At 47.0% G+C, this 19,560-nt stretch carries 18 protein-coding genes; 16 read left to right on the top strand and 2 right to left on the bottom strand.

From position 1 onward, the window contains the following. On the top strand, positions 1-1,053 hold the full coding sequence (locus N6H06_RS15710) for a SepM family pheromone-processing serine protease (protein WP_062750794.1): 1,053 nt from the start codon (positions 1-3) through the stop codon (positions 1,051-1,053). Positions 1,054-1,058: 5 nt separating this feature from the next. Here N6H06_RS15710 and N6H06_RS15705 read toward each other — a convergent pair whose 3' ends face one another. Continuing rightward, entirely contained in the window at positions 1,059-2,276 is a 1,218-nt protein-coding gene (locus N6H06_RS15705; protein ID WP_263707495.1) for a nucleotidyltransferase, read from the bottom strand. Positions 2,277-2,459: 183 nt separating this feature from the next. Between N6H06_RS15705 and N6H06_RS15700 the strand changes: the two genes are divergently transcribed. The 3 genes from N6H06_RS15700 (at position 2,460) to N6H06_RS15690 (ending at position 4,066) form a co-directional block, all read left to right on the top strand. Beyond that, positions 2,460-2,975: a YceD family protein gene (locus N6H06_RS15700; protein WP_062750792.1), complete on the top strand. Its 516-nt coding sequence runs from the start codon at positions 2,460-2,462 to the stop codon at positions 2,973-2,975. 37 nt (positions 2,976-3,012) lie between these two features. Beyond that, complete coding sequence (gene rpmF / locus N6H06_RS15695) at positions 3,013-3,186, top strand: 50S ribosomal protein L32 (protein ID WP_011247214.1); 174 nt, start codon at positions 3,013-3,015, stop codon at positions 3,184-3,186. Between the two features lie 331 nt (positions 3,187-3,517). Next, entirely contained in the window at positions 3,518-4,066 is a 549-nt protein-coding gene (locus N6H06_RS15690; RefSeq protein WP_062750791.1) for an RsfA family transcriptional regulator, read from the top strand. Positions 4,067-4,130: 64 nt separating this feature from the next. Here the strand turns inward: N6H06_RS15690 and N6H06_RS15685 are convergent, their stop codons facing one another. After that, positions 4,131-4,628 (bottom strand): N-acetyltransferase, encoded by a 498-nt coding sequence (locus N6H06_RS15685; protein WP_062750790.1) that lies wholly within the window; start codon positions 4,626-4,628, stop codon positions 4,131-4,133. Positions 4,629-4,780: 152 nt separating this feature from the next. Between N6H06_RS15685 and N6H06_RS15680 the strand changes: the two genes are divergently transcribed. From N6H06_RS15680 to murD, 12 genes are all read left to right on the top strand, one after another. After that, the gene (locus N6H06_RS15680) at positions 4,781-5,668 is read left to right on the top strand and encodes a 2-dehydropantoate 2-reductase (protein ID WP_263707493.1); all 888 of its coding nucleotides are present in this window, start codon (positions 4,781-4,783) and stop codon (positions 5,666-5,668) included. Further along, positions 5,665-6,045, top strand: coding sequence for a DUF3397 domain-containing protein (locus tag N6H06_RS15675; RefSeq protein ID WP_062750788.1), 381 nt, complete (start codon positions 5,665-5,667; stop codon positions 6,043-6,045). The genes N6H06_RS15680 and N6H06_RS15675 overlap by 4 nt, the downstream gene beginning before the upstream one ends. An 86-nt stretch (positions 6,046-6,131) precedes the next feature. Then, positions 6,132-7,754 (top strand): bacillithiol biosynthesis cysteine-adding enzyme BshC, encoded by a 1,623-nt coding sequence (gene bshC / locus N6H06_RS15670; protein ID WP_263707492.1) that lies wholly within the window; start codon positions 6,132-6,134, stop codon positions 7,752-7,754. Between the two features lie 153 nt (positions 7,755-7,907). Continuing rightward, on the top strand, positions 7,908-8,339 hold the full coding sequence (mraZ, locus tag N6H06_RS15665; protein ID WP_011247208.1) for a division/cell wall cluster transcriptional repressor MraZ: 432 nt from the start codon (positions 7,908-7,910) through the stop codon (positions 8,337-8,339). 15 nt (positions 8,340-8,354) lie between these two features. Continuing rightward, positions 8,355-9,299, top strand: coding sequence for a 16S rRNA (cytosine(1402)-N(4))-methyltransferase RsmH (gene rsmH, locus N6H06_RS15660; RefSeq protein WP_263707491.1), 945 nt, complete (start codon positions 8,355-8,357; stop codon positions 9,297-9,299). A gap of 12 nt (positions 9,300-9,311) precedes the next feature. Continuing rightward, positions 9,312-9,653 (top strand): cell division protein FtsL, encoded by a 342-nt coding sequence (locus N6H06_RS15655; protein WP_212953893.1) that lies wholly within the window; start codon positions 9,312-9,314, stop codon positions 9,651-9,653. A gap of 59 nt (positions 9,654-9,712) precedes the next feature. Then, the gene (locus N6H06_RS15650; protein ID WP_212953891.1) at positions 9,713-12,001 is read left to right on the top strand and encodes a penicillin-binding protein; all 2,289 of its coding nucleotides are present in this window, start codon (positions 9,713-9,715) and stop codon (positions 11,999-12,001) included. A gap of 232 nt (positions 12,002-12,233) precedes the next feature. Then, positions 12,234-14,168 carry a stage V sporulation protein D gene (locus N6H06_RS15645; RefSeq protein ID WP_062750783.1) on the top strand — a complete coding sequence of 645 codons (1,935 nt, stop codon included), beginning with the start codon at positions 12,234-12,236 and terminating at the stop codon, positions 14,166-14,168. 78 nt (positions 14,169-14,246) lie between these two features. Then, positions 14,247-15,710 carry a UDP-N-acetylmuramoyl-L-alanyl-D-glutamate--2,6-diaminopimelate ligase gene (locus N6H06_RS15640; protein ID WP_062750782.1) on the top strand — a complete coding sequence of 488 codons (1,464 nt, stop codon included), beginning with the start codon at positions 14,247-14,249 and terminating at the stop codon, positions 15,708-15,710. Further along, positions 15,707-17,068 carry a UDP-N-acetylmuramoyl-tripeptide--D-alanyl-D-alanine ligase gene (locus N6H06_RS15635; RefSeq protein ID WP_263707489.1) on the top strand — a complete coding sequence of 454 codons (1,362 nt, stop codon included), beginning with the start codon at positions 15,707-15,709 and terminating at the stop codon, positions 17,066-17,068. The genes N6H06_RS15640 and N6H06_RS15635 overlap by 4 nt, the downstream gene beginning before the upstream one ends. A 1-nt stretch (position 17,069) precedes the next feature. Then, complete coding sequence (gene mraY, locus N6H06_RS15630; protein WP_062750780.1) at positions 17,070-18,047, top strand: phospho-N-acetylmuramoyl-pentapeptide-transferase; 978 nt, start codon at positions 17,070-17,072, stop codon at positions 18,045-18,047. Then, a complete protein-coding gene (gene murD, locus N6H06_RS15625; protein WP_062750779.1) occupies positions 18,044-19,399 on the top strand; it encodes a UDP-N-acetylmuramoyl-L-alanine--D-glutamate ligase in 1,356 nt (451 codons plus the stop codon). The genes mraY and murD overlap by 4 nt, the downstream gene beginning before the upstream one ends. The last annotated feature ends 161 nt before the right edge of the window (positions 19,400-19,560 follow it).

Here is a 19,560-nt window from a genome sequence, read left to right as displayed (position 1 = left end):
ATGGAAGGGACGCGACGTACGTTTACTTGGAAGCGTTGGGTGCTATTATTTATTATTATCGTTGTTCTTGGACGGCTGGAGCTTCCTTATTATTACAGTCAACCTGGGATTGCCCAAACGTTGGAGGGGATGATCGAGGTAGAGGAAGGCTATAAAGACGATACTGGTGCCTTCATGTTGACGACTATCAGAAGTGCAAGAGCGACACCGTTGCTAGCTGTTTGGTCGCTGTTTAGCCAATTTCGCTCACTTTCTCCGGCTCCTAAGAACATTTCCGATGAAGAATATGATGAGCGGCAAATTATGCTGATGAACAATTCGCAAGAGAGCGCAAAAATAGCGGCATATCGGGCTGCTGGCAAAGGCGAAGTGGAAATTGATTACAGTGGCGTTTTCGTAACAGGAGTAGTCCCTGGTATGTCGGCGGACGGTGTGCTGGAAGCGGGTGATTTGATTACTGCAGTGAACGGCGAAACGATCGAAACAGTGGAAGAGCTATTTGACCACATTTCCGATTACAAGGAAGGCGAAACGGTAGAACTAACATATGAACGGGGAACGGCTATCCGCACAGATACGTTTACCTTTTCGACTTTTCCTGTAGACCAAAGTGTCGAAGACGGACAAGTCGGCATCGGCATAGTTGGACCAGTAACAAAACGGTCAGCAAGGTTTGATCCGGCTGTCGAGATTTCAGCAGGCTCCATTGGCGGCCCATCAGCGGGATTGATGTTTGCCCTTGAAATTTATAGCCAGCTTCTTGAGATTGACTTAACAAAAGGATACCAAATAGCAGGAACAGGAACGATTGACGATGATGGAAATGTTGGGCCAATTGGCGGAGCCAAGCAAAAGGTGGTTGCCGCTGACCGGGAAGGCGCCGATTATTTTCTTGCCCCAAATGAAAATGGCGCGCACCATTCCAATTATAAAGAGGCAAAAGCAGCCGCCGAAGCGATAGGCAGCAATATGGAAATCATTCCAGTTGATACATTGGAAGAAGCGCTTAGCTTCCTTAAAGGGCTTCCTCCAAAGGAAAGCGCAGCATCATAAGCATCTTAGCTGCGCTTTTCCCAATTAATGGGCTTTTGCTGGAATTCTCGAGTGATTTCCTGTTTTAGCGCCTGTGGTGGCAATGGCAGCCAGTAACACTGGCTAATGCGAAGTTCTTGTTCCCCTGCTTGCCCGTAGCGGCGCAGTTCTGCTTGTCTTGTAACGAGGGGCAAGGAAAAGGTTTTTTTGTGTTCCCTTATGTATGTTTTGCCTGTTTCGCTCATACCGAGAAGGCGAATGTAAGCGGGACCGTTTTGTTGGATAGCCGTATTCTCTTCTGCAGTTGTGCCCGTTAACAAATGGGCAAACAAACGTTGGAGCCTCGTTTGTGTATAGCGTTTCGTTTTCGCGGCTGATAGCCAGTCTTGGAAGGAAGAGGCGCTAAATAGTGAATCTCTTAAGCGGTGTTCAAGCCCTTCACTGCATTCAGCCGTTTTGGCCAATTCAGCAAGTGGCGTTGTCAGTACTTTGTACTGGAGAAAGGGGAAATAATGCTCCCATGTATGCAACATCCGGTAACGGCGCCTATACGTTTGAATCAGGCGTGCTGTGTGCGCAGGCACGGCTGTCTCAATGTTTTCGCCAGACAATAGCGCTTTGCGGATTGCCGTTGCGCTCGCTATTGGTCCAGCAAGCTGCTCGTCATGGTAGCCGGCTTGAATACGCAACGTTGTCGTTGCTTCCATGCTGATTCCAAGGCGTTGGATCGCTTTCACGTAATGGTAACCAAGAATATTGTTCGGCTTATCTAATCCCAGCACTTTTTCGTGTCCAGACAGCATGGAAAAGGCTTGTGCGCTTGCTTTTGGGTACGAAACCCCATTTTTTAAAAACTGTTTCACATGGTGATCGTATGCTGCTTGGTGGTCGTTCATAAACTCGGTAAGTGCATAAAAAGGAGCCATTTCTCCTTTCTCACTGCCAAAATTTAGCACAGAACAACGGAGTGCAGCTAAGATCGTAACTGCGCCTTCAGCGAAGCGCTCTGCCGTCTGTACGGAATAAGCATAAGGGAGTTCAACAACGAGGTCGGCTCCAGCAGCCAATGCCATTTCTGCCCGATACCAGCGTGATAAAAGCGCTGGTTCGCCCCGTTGCAAAAAAGTGCCACTCATGACAGCCACGACCACGTCTGCGCCTGTTTGCTGCTTTGCTTGTGTCAAGTGGTGCAGATGGCCATTATGGAATGGATTGTATTCTACAACTAAACCAAGTGCTCTCACGCCTATAAGCCCTCCTCTTGATTTTGCGCATAGTCGTCCCGCATGCTAAAATGGGACGTACTTGGGTAAATTATAACCTATGGCAGCGTTAAGGGAAACGGCAGTAACTGTAAAGAAAAAAGATTGACATTATGAAGCCTTGGTTTTATAATGATTTTTGTTGCCTTATGAGGTGAATTAAGTATGGAATGGAATGTTCAGCAGTTGCAACAGGCTCGCTATGAGCCCATTCATTTCGAGCAAACGATCGAAGTGGAAGACGATCTTACTGAACATCAAGATGTACGAGCGGCGAGCCCCATTCAAATAAATGGGACAGTGTCAGCAAAGCGAAATGTATACTCGTTTTCGTTTACTTTAAAAGGAGAGCTGACGCTTCCTTGCTCACGGACATTAGCCGACGTTGTTTGGCCATATGAGCTAAAGGAAGAAGCGCATTTTGTGCCCGAAGGAGAATTGCCTCCGCCGGAGCTTGAAGTAGAGGATACGTACACGTATACAGGTGAAAAGATTGATTTGCTGCCAGTTATGAAAGAGCGGATCTTTGTGAACATACCGATTCAAGTCTTTGCGGACAATCCTTCAGACGTGCAGGCGCCCCCATCAGGAAATGGTTGGGAGCTTGTGACAGACAAGGAGAAAAAAGAGCGGATTGACCCGCGGCTCGCTGATCTAGCAAAATTTTTTGATAAAGAGTAATACTGTATCGTCCGAATGCTTGAAGGAGGTGTTAACAATGGCAGTACCGTTTAGAAGAACTTCTAAAACAAGGAAAAATAAACGCCGTACGCACTTTAAATTAGAAGTGCCAGGTATGGTGGAATGCCCAGAGTGCGGAGAGTACAAACTTTCTCACCGCGTCTGCAAAGCGTGTGGAACATACAAGGGTGAAAAAGTAGCATCTAAGTAAAGCAGAGAGCCTCCAGGCTTTCTGCTTTTTTTTTGAATAATATTCAGCAAAATAGGGTAATCTGGTTTAATAGAAAACGTCTATTTTACCAGAGGAAAGCATAGATTTTAGTAAAAGAACCGATTTTTTCGTCTATCGCCATGCTATACAACAAGCCGTTTAGCTAGGCCGTTGCCGTTTTGATTCGATTGCCTAGAGTCGGAGACAAGCAGCTTTGCTAAAAAACCGTACTGATCCATCCCAAATAGAGGAAAATGCGTGGCGAGCGTCCATCGGCTTTCACTGGGGTATTTAAGCCCATTAGTATAGGAAAAAAAGAGGAGGACAAACAATGACAGCTAACCGCCAAGATGCGTGGGCGCAGGAAGATGATTTGCTCCTTGCCGAAACGGTGCTTCGCCATATTCGGGAAGGCAGTACTCAGCTTGCTGCATTTGAAGAAACTGCAGAAAAATTATCGCGGACTAGTGCGGCTTGCGGGTTTCGTTGGAATTCAACCATTCGCAAAAAGTATGAAGCTGAGGTGGCACTTGCCAAGAAACAAAGGGCTGCTAAGAAAAGAGAGCAAGCAAAAACAAGGGCAAAGGCTGGAACGACTAGCGACAAGGCCGTTATGCAAAGAGCAGCTGAGGAAAAAGCAGTGCCTACAGCCAACAACATAGATTTAGACGAAGTCATTGCGTTTTTGCAGGTGCTTAAAGAACAACAACATAGCCAAGCAGAAGCGACACGGTTACGAGAAGAAAACGAGCGTTTGAAACAAGAGTTAGAAAAAATAAAAAAAGAAAAACAAGTGATTGCAGACGATTACCGTGCACTGTTGGAAATTATGGAGCGTGCTCGAAAATGGACGAACACAGATGGAGAAGGCACAGTCTAATGGACGATGTCAACTTATCAATCAAAAAACAAGCCGCTAACATAAATAGCGGCTTGTTTTTTGATTATTCTGCCCTTGCTTGCTCAGGCTTTGTTGTTTGTTCTTGCACGCCTTGAGGAAACCATACATACGGGCTCTCGCCCCGATCTCGTGCTTCATTGTAAGTAATGGGCTCGAACCCAAGTTTGCTCCAGAATTCGCCTGTGCTTTGGCGCGCATTCGTTTTAACTGGCAGGCCGAAGCTTTTGGCAAAGTCAACGAGTGCCCGCCCGTAACCTCGACCACGGTAAGGCTCAAGTACTTCAAGTTTCCACAATTCCAAGTAGTCTTGCGGAGGGTCAAAATAGCGGTCAAAGTTGCCGTCAATTTTGTATAAACTCATTCGCGCAACTAGTTTTTTTCCGTAATAAATGCCATAAAAAGGAGATTCGCTGTCGTTTTCAATAATGCTGTCGTTTAAATCGTCTTTCATGGAAAGCTCGGCAGCCCCATAGTCTCTGAAATGGCGAAACTCTTCTAATGTCTTGTAGTTGACGAGCAAGCGCTCCACTTTAATGGTCATAGTCATCCTCCTTCAGTACCTTTACTCTTCCTCTTCTATTTTACTAGAAAACAAATGAAAACGCATTAGAAACGAAAAAGTTCGCCAATGATGGTAATCTATGAACTTGGCTGTGATACAATAGGACCAACTAAAAAAAGAGGGGTCATTTTGTGAAAATTGCAGTAATCGGAGCTGGGGCTGTAGGCTTATTTTTAGCAGCTAGTTTTAAGCGCCCAGGACAAGATGTTGTTTTAGTAACAAAACGGGCAGAACAAGCCGCTCTATTAGAAGACCGCGGTATTTCATTAAAAGGGAAAACAGAAGCTGAAAAAAAAGTGAGCACACAAGTAGGCATGGGCACGAAACCGTTTGACCTGATTGTGTGCGCTGTCAAATCTTATGATGTACCAAGTGCAGTAGCGATGGGCGAGTCATTGGCGTACAATCAAACAAGATGGTTGTTTGTACAAAATGGCATGGGCCATTTAGAGGAGATTGCCCATCTAACGGGAAGGGTGGCAGTCGGTGTATTGGAATACGGGCTGTTCAAAGAAGGCGACGCTGTAGTTGAAGTAAGAGGGCTTGGCAGCCTGAAGATCGCCCCTTTTAAAAGAATGACGGAACAAGACATTGCTGTTATTGGCAATGCCGCCGATGGGCAGATTTTGCACATACATACATTCCCCGCCTACAAACCGATTCTCGAAAAAAAACTGATTGCTAATGCGTGCATTAATCCATTAACAGCCATTACTGGTGAAAGAAACGGCGCTTTAATTGAACAACAGGGCTATATGGCAGCCATGAAAAGCGTATTCCATGAAGCGGTAGCTGTACTTGAACGCGATGATGACGAAGCCCTATGGCATTATGTAGTAGCGGTATGTAAGAAGACCGCTAATAACCAGTCTTCGATGCTTGTCGACTATCAGCAGGGGCGGAAGCTAGAGCTTGATGCCATTTTAGGTTATCTTATCCGCCTTGGCGAAAAGAAACAAATTCATACGCCACGCTTATTATTTTTGTATCAACTTCTGAGTAGAGGTGAGACGAGATGACGACAGCTGTGTCAGCTATTATCGCGACATTTGTAACATTCCCGCTCTTGCCTTGGCTACTTGTCTGCTTCGTTTTGCTCCGTTGGCAACCAAAGCGAAAAGCAATCCGCAATGCGAGCGATTGGACACTGCCGTTTTTCTTGCTGGCTGTTGTTTTTATATGCCATGAGCTATGGCCAGAGCATGGAGCTTGGCTCGCGATCGTTTTTATTGCCGTTTTAACAGTGGCGCTGTTTCTGTTTATGCATTGGGTCCACCCGACTGGAACGCCGAAAAAGAAAACGACTGCAGCTTGGCGCAGTTTATTTCTCCTTTCTAGCCTATTGTACCTTTTTCTGCTAGGGGCAGCATTTTTTGACCGTGTCGTGTTCGCTTAAAGTGGTAAAGCAACTTATTTGGTTGCGCTTGCTGTTTTTGCTATGATGGAACACGATAAGGTCACAGGAATTGAGGGGAATTGAAAATGAGAATTGAGGCGTTGGACACACGGCGTTTAACGGGGTTCTTAGCTGAATATGTCAACCAACCAGATCAATGCAGCGATCTGTTCTCGTATAGATGGAAAACGAATGGCTGGGAGCGAGAGCGGAGTGAAGATTTGGCAAAGCGCTCTTTTTCCCATCGTCAGGCGCTTTGTCGCTTGCTTGAAGCCCGCCATGCGCCATTAAGGAAGCGAGAGGCTTGTATGGACAACATACATAAACTCAAGCAGGAAAATGCATTAGTCGTTGTGGCGGGGCAACAAGCTGGGCTCATGACTGGCCCCCTGTATACAGCTTATAAAGCGATGAGCGTCATTTTACAGGCGAAACAGTATGAGGAAACGTTAAACCAACCTGTTGTACCACTTTTTTGGATTGCCGGAGAAGATCATGACTTAGACGAAGTTCGATATGTCCATTATTTAAAAGGCGGCATGTGGAAAAAGCTGATGTTAGGGGACGAACCGAACGGAGAAGCTGCCAGCACAAAAGTTCTTCCCAAAAAGGAGTTAGACGCATTTTTGGCAAAGCTGTTTTCCTCTTTGCCTGAAACGAGCTACACAAACACGCTGAAAGCAATTGCCACACAGGCAGCAGCTACAGCCAGTACCTATACAGAATTCTTCAAATTGCTGATGCATGAGCTTTTTTACCGTGAAGGCTTGCTTTTTCTAGATAGCAATGATCCAAAATTACGGGCCATTGAACGTCCTTTTTTCAAGGAGTTGATACGTAAAGTCGACGCTTTGCAAGAATGCCAAGTCGCCGGGGAAGCGCGCTTCGTAGAAAAGGGCTATCCAGCTCCGATCGCGACAGAAAAGCAAAACGCCCATCTGTTTTATATGCTCGATGGCAAACGGCGCCGTCTTGATTACGAAGCTGGCCGTTTTTATGTCAGGGAAGCTGGCCGGCAATTTACAAAAGACGAGTTGCTTGCGGAAGTGGACAGCCATCCACAACGCTTTAGCAATAATGTCGTCACACGCCCGCTTATGCAAGAATGGCTGCTGCCTACGCTTGCTTTTGTGGCTGGACCTGGCGAACTTGCCTATTGGGCGACATTGAAAGACGTGTTTGCCCTGTTTGATTATAAACTGACGCCTATTATTCCGAGATTATCGGCCACGTTCGTCCCTTCCCGGGTCGAAAAGCATTTGCGCGAAAGCAAAGAAGCGGCAGAAACCTACATTTATGGCGATGGAGAAAAGCTCAAAGAAGCGTGGCTTGCGAGCCAACATTCTTATCCAGTCGCGCAAAGGGCACAAGCGGCCGCTGAAGCAATTGAAGCAGCCCATCTGCCTTTTAGGGAACTGGCCGGCGAGATTAGCCCGACATTGCAAAAAATGGGCGAGAAAAACCGCGCATTTATTCAAGGGCAACTTGCCTTTTTGAAAGAACGAATGGAACGGGAAATACGGGAACAGCATCAAGTAGGACTGAGCAAATACGATGAAGCGATTACGTGGCTATGTCCGAAAGATGCACCGCAAGAGCGAATCTTACATTCGTTCATTCTGTTAAATACAGCAGGGATAGACATCTTTTCCCGTTTGCTTGAGAAAAACCCGCCCCATACGGGCGCCCATCTTGTTTTTTACGTGTAATCTTGTCAGCTTGTGTCAACCGAAAATGTATGTGAAATCCTGCTCTGTGAGCAGGATTTTTTTTAATTCTGTGGAAAATTACACGATAAGGTGGTGAAAAGTGGAGGGTTGTGGTAAGTTAAGGGTAGAAAGTGGGGGAGGAGGCAGGCAACAATGTTTTTAGGGGAATACCGGCATACAATTGATGAGAAAGGCCGGATGATTGTGCCTGCTAAATTTAGGGAACACCTCGGCACTCCTTTTGTCATTACCCGTGGCCTAGACAACTGCTTGTTTGTTTATCCCCAAAGCGAATGGGACAAGTTGGAAAGCCAATTAAAAGAACTCCCTTTCACAAAAAAGGACGCCCGTGCTTTTACGCGCTTTTTCTTTTCAGGCGCAAGCGAATGCGAGCTTGATAAACAAGGGCGAATGAATGTACCCCAACCCCTTAGAGAATACGCAAAGCTAGAAAAAGAATGTGTTGTGATCGGCGTCTCTAATCGAATGGAAGTATGGAGCAAGACGCTTTGGGAAGACTATGTATCCCAGTCTGAAGATTCCTTTGCTGACATTGCCGAGAACTTAATTGATTTTGATTTATAAGATAGGATGGGACATATGTTTTCACATATAACGGTACTAAAAGAAGAATCTGTACATGGCCTCGCGGTGAAACCAGGAGGCGTGTATGTAGATTGCACGTTAGGAGGCGGCGGCCATTCAGAGCGGATTTTAACAGCACTAGCAGGCGAAGGTCATCTCTATGCCTTTGACCAAGATGAAGCCGCCCTTTCGTTCGCAGCAGAGAAGCTCTCTCGTTTTAAGGAGAACATTACATTCATACGCAGCAATTTCCGGTACATAAAGGAAGAGCTGCGAATGAGAGGCGTTGACAAAGTAGATGGAATTCTTTTTGACTTAGGTGTTTCATCTCCACAACTTGATGAAGCAAGCCGAGGCTTTAGTTATCATCAAGACGCCCCACTTGATATGCGGATGGATCAGAGCGCGACGCTCACAGCTAGAGAAGTGGTCAATACATGGCCGTTTTCCAAGCTCCATTCGATTATCTCAAGATACGGCGAAGAAAAGTTTTCTAAACAAATTGCCCGCAAAATTGAAGCGTACAGGATGAAGCAACCAATTGAAACGACTGGTGAATTGGTGGACATCATTAAAGAAGCGATTCCTGCGCCTGCTCGGCGTGCAGGAGGACACCCAGCAAAACGGACATTTCAAGCCATTCGGATAGCCGTCAACGATGAACTAGGCGCTTTTGAGGATGCGTTAACGGATGGATTTGAACTATTGAACGAAGGCGGGCGCATGGCTGTCATTACCTTTCATTCCCTTGAGGACCGTTTATGCAAGCAAATGTTTAAAGAGAAAACGAAGCTGCCAGATTTGCCTAAAGGGCTGCCTGTTATTCCTGCCGATCAAAAGGCGCCATTTGCCCTCATAACCAAAAAGCCGATTGTAGCCAGTGACGAAGAAGTAAAAGCGAATAACCGCGCGCGCTCTGCAAAACTGCGCATTATTGAAAAAGAAAAACAGAGAGATTAAGGAGGCGTTTACATGGGAGCACAACGACACTATCAACCACATCCTCAGCGGCAAAAAGAAGGATTGCGAAAAGAAAAGCAAATTGTCCGCTACCGGGCACGCATTACCTTTGGCGAAAAAATCATAGCGAGCTTTTTGGCAATGGTACTTTTTCTCATGCTCGCTTTCATTGTACATAATTATGCGACACTCTATGGTTTGAATGTATCGATCCAACAGGAGAAATCTGTCATTAGCGAGCAAGAATTAACCAATGCAGGCTACCAAATGCAGCTTGATGAACTAAGCTCTCCTGAAAATGTGCTTCGCCATGCAGAAAGCCTTGGAATGAAACCGACTGGAGAAAAAGAGTAACGGTTCAAGACGAGTTCAAGCGAGCTCGTTTTTCTTACTTAGGAAAGGTGTGGTGGAAAGTGGAAATAAAACGGGCGGTGACAAATAAACGTGCCGTCACCCTTTTGTTTGTGTTTCTTGGTTTGTTCACTATTTTGCTTGGCCGCATGGCGTACATTCAAATAACCAAAGAAGTGAAAGGCCATGATTTGGTCGCTATGGCAGAGGCGAAGTATAACCGCTCGCAAGTGCTTGAAAGCGAACGAGGGGCCATTTTAGACCGCCACGGCAGCGTACTAGCCGAAGATGTGCCAGCTTATAATGTCATCGCTGTTTTATCCGATTCCCAAGGCCCAACCCAATATGTGAAAGATCCACAGGAGACAGCACAAAAACTAGCGCCTCTGATCGGAATGGAAGAAGGCGAATTGGAAGCGCGTTTGACGGATGCAAAAGAAAACGGTCGTTTCCAAATTGAATTAGGAGCAGGATCTAGGAATCTTACATATGAGCAGAAAAATGAAATTGAAGAGCTGAATTTGCCTGGTATCCTGATCCAAGAAACAAAGAGGCGCTATTACCCGAAACAAACGTTTGCTTCTCATGTGATCGGTCACCATAATAGCGAAGACAGCGCCTACAATATGGGCTTGGAAGCGAGCATGAATGACTACTTACATGCAGAGGATGGCCATATCGAATATGCAAGTCTTGGCAAAGGGCTCTCGCTAGGGGCGGGGTCAGACCGGGTAACGTTGCCTAAAAATGGAGCAGATATTTATACAACGTTAGACACGTCGATTCAGGCTGCAATGGAGCAGGCAATGGCGCAAGTAGAGGCAGAATATGAACCAGAAAAAATGACCGCGATTGCTGCTGATCCCCGGACAGGGGAAATTTTGGCGATGTCAAATCGGCCGAGCTTTAATCCGAATGATTACCGTAATATTGAAAATTACTTAAACTTGGCTGTTCAGGACGTGGTGGAACCAGGATCAACGATGAAAATGTTTACGATCGCCGCAGCGATAGAGGAAGGGGAGTTTGAGGACGACAGTGAATACCAATCAGGGCGGTACGAAGTTGACGCCAATTCTCCCCCTATTAATGACGTAAACCGTTCTGGTTGGGGAAAAATCTCCTATGCTGAAGGGTTCCAGCGTTCTTCCAATGTGTTAATGGCGAAGCTTGTCCTCGAACGGCTAGGGATGGAACGGTTTTACTCGTATTTGAAGCAGTTTGGCTTTACTGAACAAACAGGCATTGACTTAGCGAATGAAGCATCAAGCAATGTCGTTGAAGGAAGGCGCGCCGATGCTGCCCGTACCGCTTTTGGACAAAACTCAACGGTGACTGCGATCCAAATGATCCAGGCGGCAACAGCCATCGCAGGCGACGGCAAAATGAAAAAGCCTTACATCATTAAAGAAGTAGTTGATGAAAACGGCGATAAGATCCGGGAAACAGAACCAGAAGTGGCTGGCGAGCCGATCTCCGAGGAGACAGCCAAACATGTGAGAGAGCTGTTGCGTGGAGCGGTAGCCGAGGATCACGGCACAGGCAAAGCCTACAACATTCAAGGACTTGAGGTCGCAGGCAAAACAGGGACTGCACAAATTGCTGAAGACGGAAAATATTTATCAGGCCATGGCCAATACCTTTACTCTTTTCTCGGCATGGCCCCTGCCGACAATCCGAAAGTGGTCCTTTATGTCTCTGTTACAAAGCCGAAGTTAGATGATAGTGAGTCGGGCAATGCCCCTGTCTCGATGATATTTAACGCTGTTATGCAGAGCAGCATGACGTATATGGACTTGGAGCCAAATGAAGCGGAATTGCTGCAAGAAGCAGAGGAGCAAGGTTTTGAAATGCCTCAACTGACCGGTGAACGGGTAGACAAAGCAGCCGAAACCATTCCTGGTGAAGTGGTTGTCCTTGGAGAAGGAGAACATATTACGGACCAACAGCCAGCGCCAGGAACGAAGGTTCTTCCAGGCGATCGGATCGTCTTGCTAACAGATGGCGAGGTCATGATGCCAGACATGGCAGGCTGGTCATCGCGTGACGCCATGAAAGTGGCAGCTTTGCTTGACTTAACGCCAGAATTTAGCGGCAATGGCTATCTACAGTCCCAGAGCATAGCCCCTGGTGAGCCTGTAGAGGAACAAAACCTTCTCGATGCTGAGTTTGCCTCGAACAACAAACGAGATGAGCAAGAGGACCATGATCAAGGGGGAGCCGGCGCAAATGCGGAGCGAACAGACGAAGAACTCGAACAAGCTTTCGAGGATGTAGAGGAACCAGTGTCTGAAGGAGAGGAGGAGGCAACAACAGAGACGGAAGAGAGCGATGGCGATCAGACCGAGTAACGTTCTCAACGTTGTCTCCCCTATCCCCGATACTGATAGAGGGAACCTGATGAAGATGCCAATGGAACATGCGTTTATGGGCATATGAATGAGGCAAACGACGCCGTATGCGAGCGTTTGTCTACAGTCTTGAGGAGCTTGCCGTTTGGCAAGCTCCTCTTTGTTCTATCACGTGGTAAACAAGCATAGGCTAGACCATAAACCCGTCCAGTGCAGAAAGTGAGGGATAGCCGTGCGCGTATCAAATGTAACTGTCAGAAAGCGGCTGCTACTCGCCTTTTTCATCGGCTTAGCCGTGTTTGCGATCATTGCTGTCCGCTTAGGCTATGTCCAGTTCGGACAAGGCGTCTGGCTGACTGAACAGGCAGAAGATTCGTGGGGAAGAAACATTCCGTTTGAACCAAAACGAGGCGATATTACCGATCGAAACGGCGTAGAGTTAGCCACCAATATTAGCGCCCCGTCTGTCATTGTTTTTCCACGGCAAGTGACAGACCCGGTAGACGCAGCTGAAAAATTGGCTGCTGTTTTGGAAATGGACCAACAAAAAGCATATGAATCGTTGACGAAGTCTGCTTCGAGCGTTTGGCTGCGTCCAGAGGGGCAGAAATTATCCCAGGAAAAAGCGCAAGAAGTGCGGAGCCTCAATCTGCCTGGCGTTTACATTGCTGAAGACTCTAAACGCCATTACCCATTTGGCAGCTACCTCTCTCATGTCCTTGGATTTGCCGGCATTGACAACCAAGGTTTAACAGGGCTAGAGCATTATTATGACGAGAAGCTCAAAGGCGAAAAAGGCTATGTCTCCTTTTTTTCGACTGCTAAAGGAACGAAAATGCCCAACTTGGCTGACGAATATGAGCCTCCCATTAACGGGCTTGATTTGACGTTAACGATTGACAGCCGCATACAAACGATTATGGAACGAGAGTTGGATCAGGCAGAAGCAATGTATGAGCCTGATGGAGCGATGGCAATCGCTATGGATCCCAATACAGGAGAAGTGTTGGCGATGAGCAGCCGCCCTGACTTTAACCCGGAACATTATCGGGAAGTGCCGGCTGAAGTGTATAACCAAAATAAACCAGTTTGGATGCAGTATGAACCAGGCTCCACTTTTAAACTTATTACACTTGCTGCTGCGTTGGAAGAAGGCGTCGTCGATCTAGAAAACGATACATTTAACGACCCTGGTTACATCAATGTAGCGGGGACAAAGCTTCATTGCTGGAAAAAAGGCGGGCATGGGCACCAAACATTTTTAGAAGTCGTGCAGAACTCTTGCAACCCTGGGTTTGTCGAACTTGGCCAGCGCCTTGGAAAGGATCGCCTGTTTGATTACATTGAGAAATTTGGGTTTGGCCAAAAAACAGGCATTGATTTACAAGGAGAAGGAACAGGGATTTTGTTTGACCGCGAGCGTGTCGGTCCTCTTGAGCAGGCGACAACCGCTTTTGGTCAAGGTGTGGCCGTAACGCCGCTCCAACAAGTAGTAGCCGTTTCGGCAGCTGTAAATGGTGGGTATTTATACGAGCCTTATTTAGCGAAAGAGTGGACGGATGGAGAAACAGGGGAGGTCGTTGAGTCCATTTCGCCTGTGATGAAACGGCAAGTGATTTCTGAAGAAACATCAGAGCAAGTCCGCTATGCGATGGAAAATGTTGTGGCCAAAGGATCTGGTAAAAATGCGTTTGTTGATGGCTATCGTGTTGGCGGCAAAACAGGAACAGCGCAAAAAGCAAAAAATGGAAAGTACTTGGAAAATAACTACATTTTATCGTTTGTTGGCGTCGCGCCAATGGATGATCCGCAAATTGTCGTCTATGTCGCAATTGACAACCCGAAAAATACGATCCAATATGGTGGGGTAGTGGCGGCACCGATTGCAGGTGCGATCATCGGTGACAGCCTTGAAGCGATGGGAGTCGAAAAGAGGGATAACCAGATTGAAAAAGAATTGACATGGGCGGATGAACCATTGGTGGAAGTCCCAGATTTGATTGGCCTGTCAAAACGGGACATTTATGAGTCCCACTACGATCTTCGTCTTGATGCCTCTGGTGAAGGCAACACCGTGTTGCGTCAGTCTCCCCAACCTGGGACACGTGTTGCAAAAGATTCAACAATCCGTGTGTATATGGGTGACAAAATGAGCGGGAACGACTAAAATGGATACGTATGTTTTTATTCTGCTCATTCATCGTTTTCCAATACGGTGGACTGTCAAAACTTTGGAGGCATTAACATGGAATTGAAAGAATTGCTTCGTGTGCTTCGGGGCATTACACCTTTAAAAAAAGAACACCAATCAATAGAGATTGCGCATTTAGAAATGGATTCGCGTTTAGTGAAACAAGGGACATTGTTTTTTTGCATTAATGGCTATACCGTTGATGGGCATGACTTTGCAAATCAGGCTGTAGAAAAAGGGGCGGTCGCCGTTGTTGCTGAGCGCCCTCTTGCCCTTGATGTGCCTGTCGTAGTAGTCCGTGATACAAAACGAGCAATGGCGCGGTTGGCGAGTCATTTTTACGGAGAGCCGACGAAACGATTGCAGCTGATCGGTGTGACAGGCACGAATGGGAAAACATCTGTCACGCACATTCTAGATACGATGTTTCGTGAGGCAGGTCAGAAAACCGGCCTCATCGGCACGCTTTATACAAAGATTGGCGATGAGACGATTGAAACACGGAATACGACGCCTGAATCACTTGTGTTGCAACAGCGGTTTGCCTCAATGGTAAACAAGCAAGTCGAGACAGCGGTAATGGAAGTATCTTCCCATGCGTTGCATTTAGGTCGTGTGCGCGGCTGTGATTATGATATTGCCGTGTTTACAAATTTAACCCCCGACCATATTGATTACCATGAGACGATGGAGCGTTACCTTTATGCAAAAAGCTTATTATTTTCACAACTAGGAAATACATATGACGGCAAAACCGCTGTCATAAACAGCGATGACCCTGCCAGCGACCGGCTCATTCAGATGACAACGGCAGACGTCGTCACATACGGCATCAAAAAACAAGCGGACGTTTACGGGGAAAACATTAAAGTAAGCGCTGCGGGCACGCGGTTCACATTACATGTTTTTGGTGAAAAAACCGATGTCCAGCTCAAACTGATTGGCTTGTTTAATGTCTACAACGCCCTTGCTGCTGCTGCCAGCGCTTATGTCTCAGGTTTGTCTCTCTCCACGATTAAGGCTAGTCTAGAAAAAGTCACAGGTGTAGCGGGGCGTTTTGAACCTGTCGATGAAGGGCAAGACTTTACCGTGATTGTTGACTATGCACACACGCCTGACAGCCTCGAAAATGTGTTGCAAACCGTCCAAGACTTTGCAGATAATGACATTCATGTAGTCGTAGGCTGCGGAGGAGATCGCGATGCGACAAAGCGCCCTGTTATGGGGCGGATTGCCGTGCAATATGCAGATCGAACAATATTTACGTCAGATAATCCTCGCACCGAAGACCCTAATGCGATTCTTGCCGATATTACGGAGGGGCTTGACCCAGACCAATACACCGTCATTGTCGACCGGAAAACGGCAATCGAGCAAGCGATTGCTGCGGCACATACAGGAGACATTGTCGTGATTGCTGGCAAAGGGCATGAAACGTATCAGGAAATTGGCCGTCAACGGATTCATTTTGATGACCGAGAAGTGGCCCGCGATGCGCTGAAGGAGCGGATACAATGAAGATCGATGCAAGTTTGCTGAAATCCATTGCGAAAGGAAGCCGTTTGGAAGAAGACGGGCGCGGCTTTTCAGGCGTTTCGACGGACACGCGGCAGCGCATGGAAAATGGGCTGTTTGTGCCTTTAAAGGGAGAACGGTTTGATGGCCATCGCTTTATTGAACAAGCGATTGAAGCAGGGGCAACAGGTGCTCTTTGGCATGAACAGGAGCCTGTGCCTGAGCAGTTGCCAAAGACGTTCCAGCTCTACTATGTGGAAGACACGTTGTTAGCACTGCAGGCTTTGGCGCAAGCGTACCGTGAAAAAGTGAATCCGTTTGTTATTGGCATTACCGGCTCAAACGGAAAAACAACGACAAAGGATATAGTTGCTAGTGTGTTAGCTGGAACGGCTACTGTCCATAAAACGAAAGGGAATTTGAATAACCATATTGGCGTCCCCCTCACATTGCTGTCCATGCCAGAAGACTGCAGTTATGCGGTCGTTGAGATGGGGATGAACCATGCGGGGGAAATTTCGACGCTTACGCAAATAGCGAAGCCAAATGCAGCCATTATTACTAGCATTGGCGATGCCCATATCGAGCATTTAGGTTCTCGTGAAGGGATTGCGGCTGCAAAAATGGAAATTGCTGATGGGCTCATAAAGGAAAACTGGTTGTTATTCGACGGAGACGAACCATTGCTAAGTCCGTATAACGAACAAGCGGAAACGACAGTTGGTTTTTCTGATCAGGCGGCAACCAAAATAAGTGACGTCGAAACGCTAGAAAATGGCTATGTCTTTTATTTGAACGGCGCACGCTGGCAACTTACAATGTTAGGCAAGCATAATGTCAAAAATGCTGCTTACGCGATTTTGCTTGCGCAAAAGCTAGGTTTTAGCAATGCTGTGATCCAAAAACAACTTTCTTCCTTGGCGATAACGGGTATGCGGCTAGAGAAGCTTAAAGGGCCAAACGGCTCGACGATCATTAATGACGCTTACAACGCCAATCCAACATCGATGAAAGCGGCAATTGAGACTGTGAAAGAGCTGCCCCATTATAAAAGACGCGTTCTTGTCCTAGGAGATATTTATGAGCTAGGCCAAGATGAAAAAGCTCTTCACAAAAGCGTTGCTGCTGCCATTGAGCCGCCAATCACAGACGTTGTGACAGTCGGCAAAAAAGGCCGATGGATTTACGAGGCCCAACTTGATAAAAAGGACAGCCACATTTCGCTTGTCCATGCTGATACGGTTGCGGAAGCAGCCGAACTTTTGAAACCTTACTATACGAAAGACACCGTTGTATTAATAAAAGCTTCACGCGGATTGGCGCTTGAGGAAGTTTTACCGGCTGTCAAAGGAGGCAATTAATATGGAAGAATGGACGCTGTTGTTCGTTCTCATTCTCTCATTTGCGGCTGCCGTTATTATGTCACCGCTGTTTATTCCCTTTTTGCGGAAATTGAAGTTTGGGCAGAGCATCCGTGAAGAAGGACCGAAATCCCATCAGAAAAAAAGCGGTACGCCAACAATGGGCGGTATTGTTATTGTCTTATCGATTTTCATCAGTGCCCTCGCGATTGGGATCGCCATCACAGGATTCACTCCAGAATTGTTGTTGTTAATGGTTGTTACGCTTGGTTATGGGATCGTCGGTTTTGTTGACGACTATTTAAAAGTGGTGCGCAAGCACAATCTCGGCTTGACATCCAAGCAAAAGCTAGCAGGTCAGCTAGTCATTGCTGCTATTTTCTATATCGGATTGCTTGCGATTGGCTTTGATACATTTATCGCCATTCCAGGCACAACGTTTGGCTTTGATTTAGGCTGGTTCTACCTCATTTTGATTGTCTTGATGCTGCTCGGGGCGAGCAATGCCGTCAATTTGACTGATGGCCTTGACGGGCTCTTGGCTGGCACCGGTTCAATCGCTTTTGGCGCCTTTGCCATCCTTGCTTGGAGCGGAGGATTCATTGACACGGCTTTATTTTCGACAGCCATTACTGGAGCGCTTTTAGGGTTTCTCGTCTTTAATGCCCATCCAGCAAAAGTATTTATGGGAGATACAGGCTCCCTTGCTCTTGGCGGGGCAATTGCTGCGATCGCCATCCTGACAAAAATGGAGTTGATGCTCATTATTGTTGGGGGCGTGTTCGTCATTGAAACGCTCTCGGTCATCATTCAAGTAGCATCGTTTAAATTGACAGGGAAGCGTGTGTTTCGAATGAGCCCATTGCATCACCATTATGAGCTTGTTGGTTGGTCCGAATGGCGAGTAGTCGTGACATTTTGGCTTGTCGGGATGATCTTTGCCGTTATGGGCATTTACATTGGAGTGTGGCTGACATGAAGCAAGTAAAGGAATTGAGCGGAAAGCGCGTCCTCGTTCTAGGCATGGCGAAAAGCGGAGCAGCTTCGGCGTTGCTGCTTGCCCGTTTAGGAGCAGAGGTCGTCATTAACGACAGTAAAAGCCGTGCTGAACAACCACAGGCAAGCGAACTAGAGGCTGCCGGCATTCAAGTGGTGTGCGGCGGACACCCGCTTACCGTTCTTGATGGCTGTAGCTTGCTTGTGAAAAATCCCGGTATTCCTTACACAAATGTACTGGTAAAAGAAGCGGAAGCGCGTGGCATTCCCATTTGGACCGAAATCGAGCTCGCCTATTTGATTTCGGAAGCCGAAATTGTCGCCATTACGGGCTCAAATGGCAAAACAACGACGACGACATTGGTGAAAGAAATGCTTGAGCATAGTGGGCGTAAGCCGCTAATTGCCGGAAATATTGGCACGGTAGCCTCAGAAGTAGCTCAAAAGGCAAAGGCTGAACATGTGATCGTGCTGGAAGTTTCTAGTTTTCAATTAATGGGCACTAATGCGTTTCAGCCAAAGGTAGCTGTTTGGCTGAATGTATTTGACGCCCATTTGGACTACCATGGCACTCGTGAAGACTACATAGCGGCAAAGGCGCGGATTGCTGCCAATATGGGCCCTACTGACTGTCTTGTGTACAATGCGGATGATCCTGCAGTCGTTCAGGCCATTGCAGGTACAGGCGCTACGCTTGTTCCGTTTTCGCGCATCAATGTCGTCGAAGACGGCGCTTATGTGAGAGACGGTACGATCTTTTTTAAAGAAGAACCGATCCTTGCATTGGCTGATGCCGTATTACCAGGGGCACATAACGTCGAAAATATGTTAGCCGCTACTGCGGCGGCTCGCTTGGCAGGGGCGACAGTAGAACAAATTAGGCATGTGCTCTGTCATTTCCCTGGAGTGAAACACCGGCTTCAATATGTGGGGAGTTGGGAAGAGCGGCAGTTTTACAATGATTCAAAGGCAACGAATATACTAGCAACAAAAGCAGCGCTATCGGGGTTTGCAAAACCAGTTGTTTTAATTGCCGGCGGGCTTGACCGCGGCAACGATTTTGACGAGCTGTTGGTGAGTCTAAAACATGTTAAGGCCGTCGTTGCATACGGTGAAACAAAAAGCAAACTGTTGGCATTGGCAGCTAAAGCAAATGTCCAAGGGATTGCGGCTGAACGGGTCAAAGACGCCGCGGAAAAAGCGGTGTCACTATCAAAACCTGGTGACGTTATCCTTCTGTCTCCAGCTTGCGCCAGCTGGGACCAATACCGCTCTTTTGAGGAGCGAGGCGATGAATTTCTTGATTATGTAAACACGATAATCAAACCATCGTAAAGGCGGTGAATAGCCTGTAAAAAGCAGCAAACGCAAATGTACGCGCATCTGCATGAATCACTCTGTCTGAAGTCTGCTGGAAACAGCAGGCTTTTCTTTTACAGTGCTAATGGACATGTTTGCCGCTTCGGCTTCATATAGTAGTGTTAGAAGTCGCATGA

It is taken from the genome of Shouchella tritolerans, from assembly GCF_025770735.1.
GTDB lineage: Bacteria > Bacillota > Bacilli > Bacillales > Bacillaceae_D > Shouchella > Shouchella tritolerans.
Note: the sequence above shows the minus strand (reverse complement) of the source record. Positions and strands in the feature narration are given on the sequence as shown.

Excerpts from the sequence above, each read along its gene's own strand:
- N6H06_RS15710 (WP_062750794.1), top strand. The coding sequence starts at position 1 with ATGGAAGGGACGCGACGTACGTTTACTTGGAAGCGTTGGGTGCTATTA.
- N6H06_RS15700 (WP_062750792.1), top strand. The coding sequence starts at position 2,460 with ATGGAATGGAATGTTCAGCAGTTGCAACAGGCTCGCTATGAGCCCATT.
- rpmF (WP_011247214.1), top strand. The coding sequence starts at position 3,013 with ATGGCAGTACCGTTTAGAAGAACTTCTAAAACAAGGAAAAATAAACGC.
- N6H06_RS15690 (WP_062750791.1), top strand. The coding sequence starts at position 3,518 with ATGACAGCTAACCGCCAAGATGCGTGGGCGCAGGAAGATGATTTGCTC.
- N6H06_RS15685 (WP_062750790.1), bottom strand. The coding sequence starts at position 4,628 with ATGACCATTAAAGTGGAGCGCTTGCTCGTCAACTACAAGACATTAGAA.
- N6H06_RS15675 (WP_062750788.1), top strand. The coding sequence starts at position 5,665 with ATGACGACAGCTGTGTCAGCTATTATCGCGACATTTGTAACATTCCCG.
- bshC (WP_263707492.1), top strand. The coding sequence starts at position 6,132 with ATGAGAATTGAGGCGTTGGACACACGGCGTTTAACGGGGTTCTTAGCT.
- mraZ (WP_011247208.1), top strand. The coding sequence starts at position 7,908 with ATGTTTTTAGGGGAATACCGGCATACAATTGATGAGAAAGGCCGGATG.
- rsmH (WP_263707491.1), top strand. The coding sequence starts at position 8,355 with ATGTTTTCACATATAACGGTACTAAAAGAAGAATCTGTACATGGCCTC.
- N6H06_RS15655 (WP_212953893.1), top strand. The coding sequence starts at position 9,312 with ATGGGAGCACAACGACACTATCAACCACATCCTCAGCGGCAAAAAGAA.
- N6H06_RS15640 (WP_062750782.1), top strand. The coding sequence starts at position 14,247 with ATGGAATTGAAAGAATTGCTTCGTGTGCTTCGGGGCATTACACCTTTA.
- N6H06_RS15635 (WP_263707489.1), top strand. The coding sequence starts at position 15,707 with ATGAAGATCGATGCAAGTTTGCTGAAATCCATTGCGAAAGGAAGCCGT.
- mraY (WP_062750780.1), top strand. The coding sequence starts at position 17,070 with ATGGAAGAATGGACGCTGTTGTTCGTTCTCATTCTCTCATTTGCGGCT.
- murD (WP_062750779.1), top strand. The coding sequence starts at position 18,044 with ATGAAGCAAGTAAAGGAATTGAGCGGAAAGCGCGTCCTCGTTCTAGGC.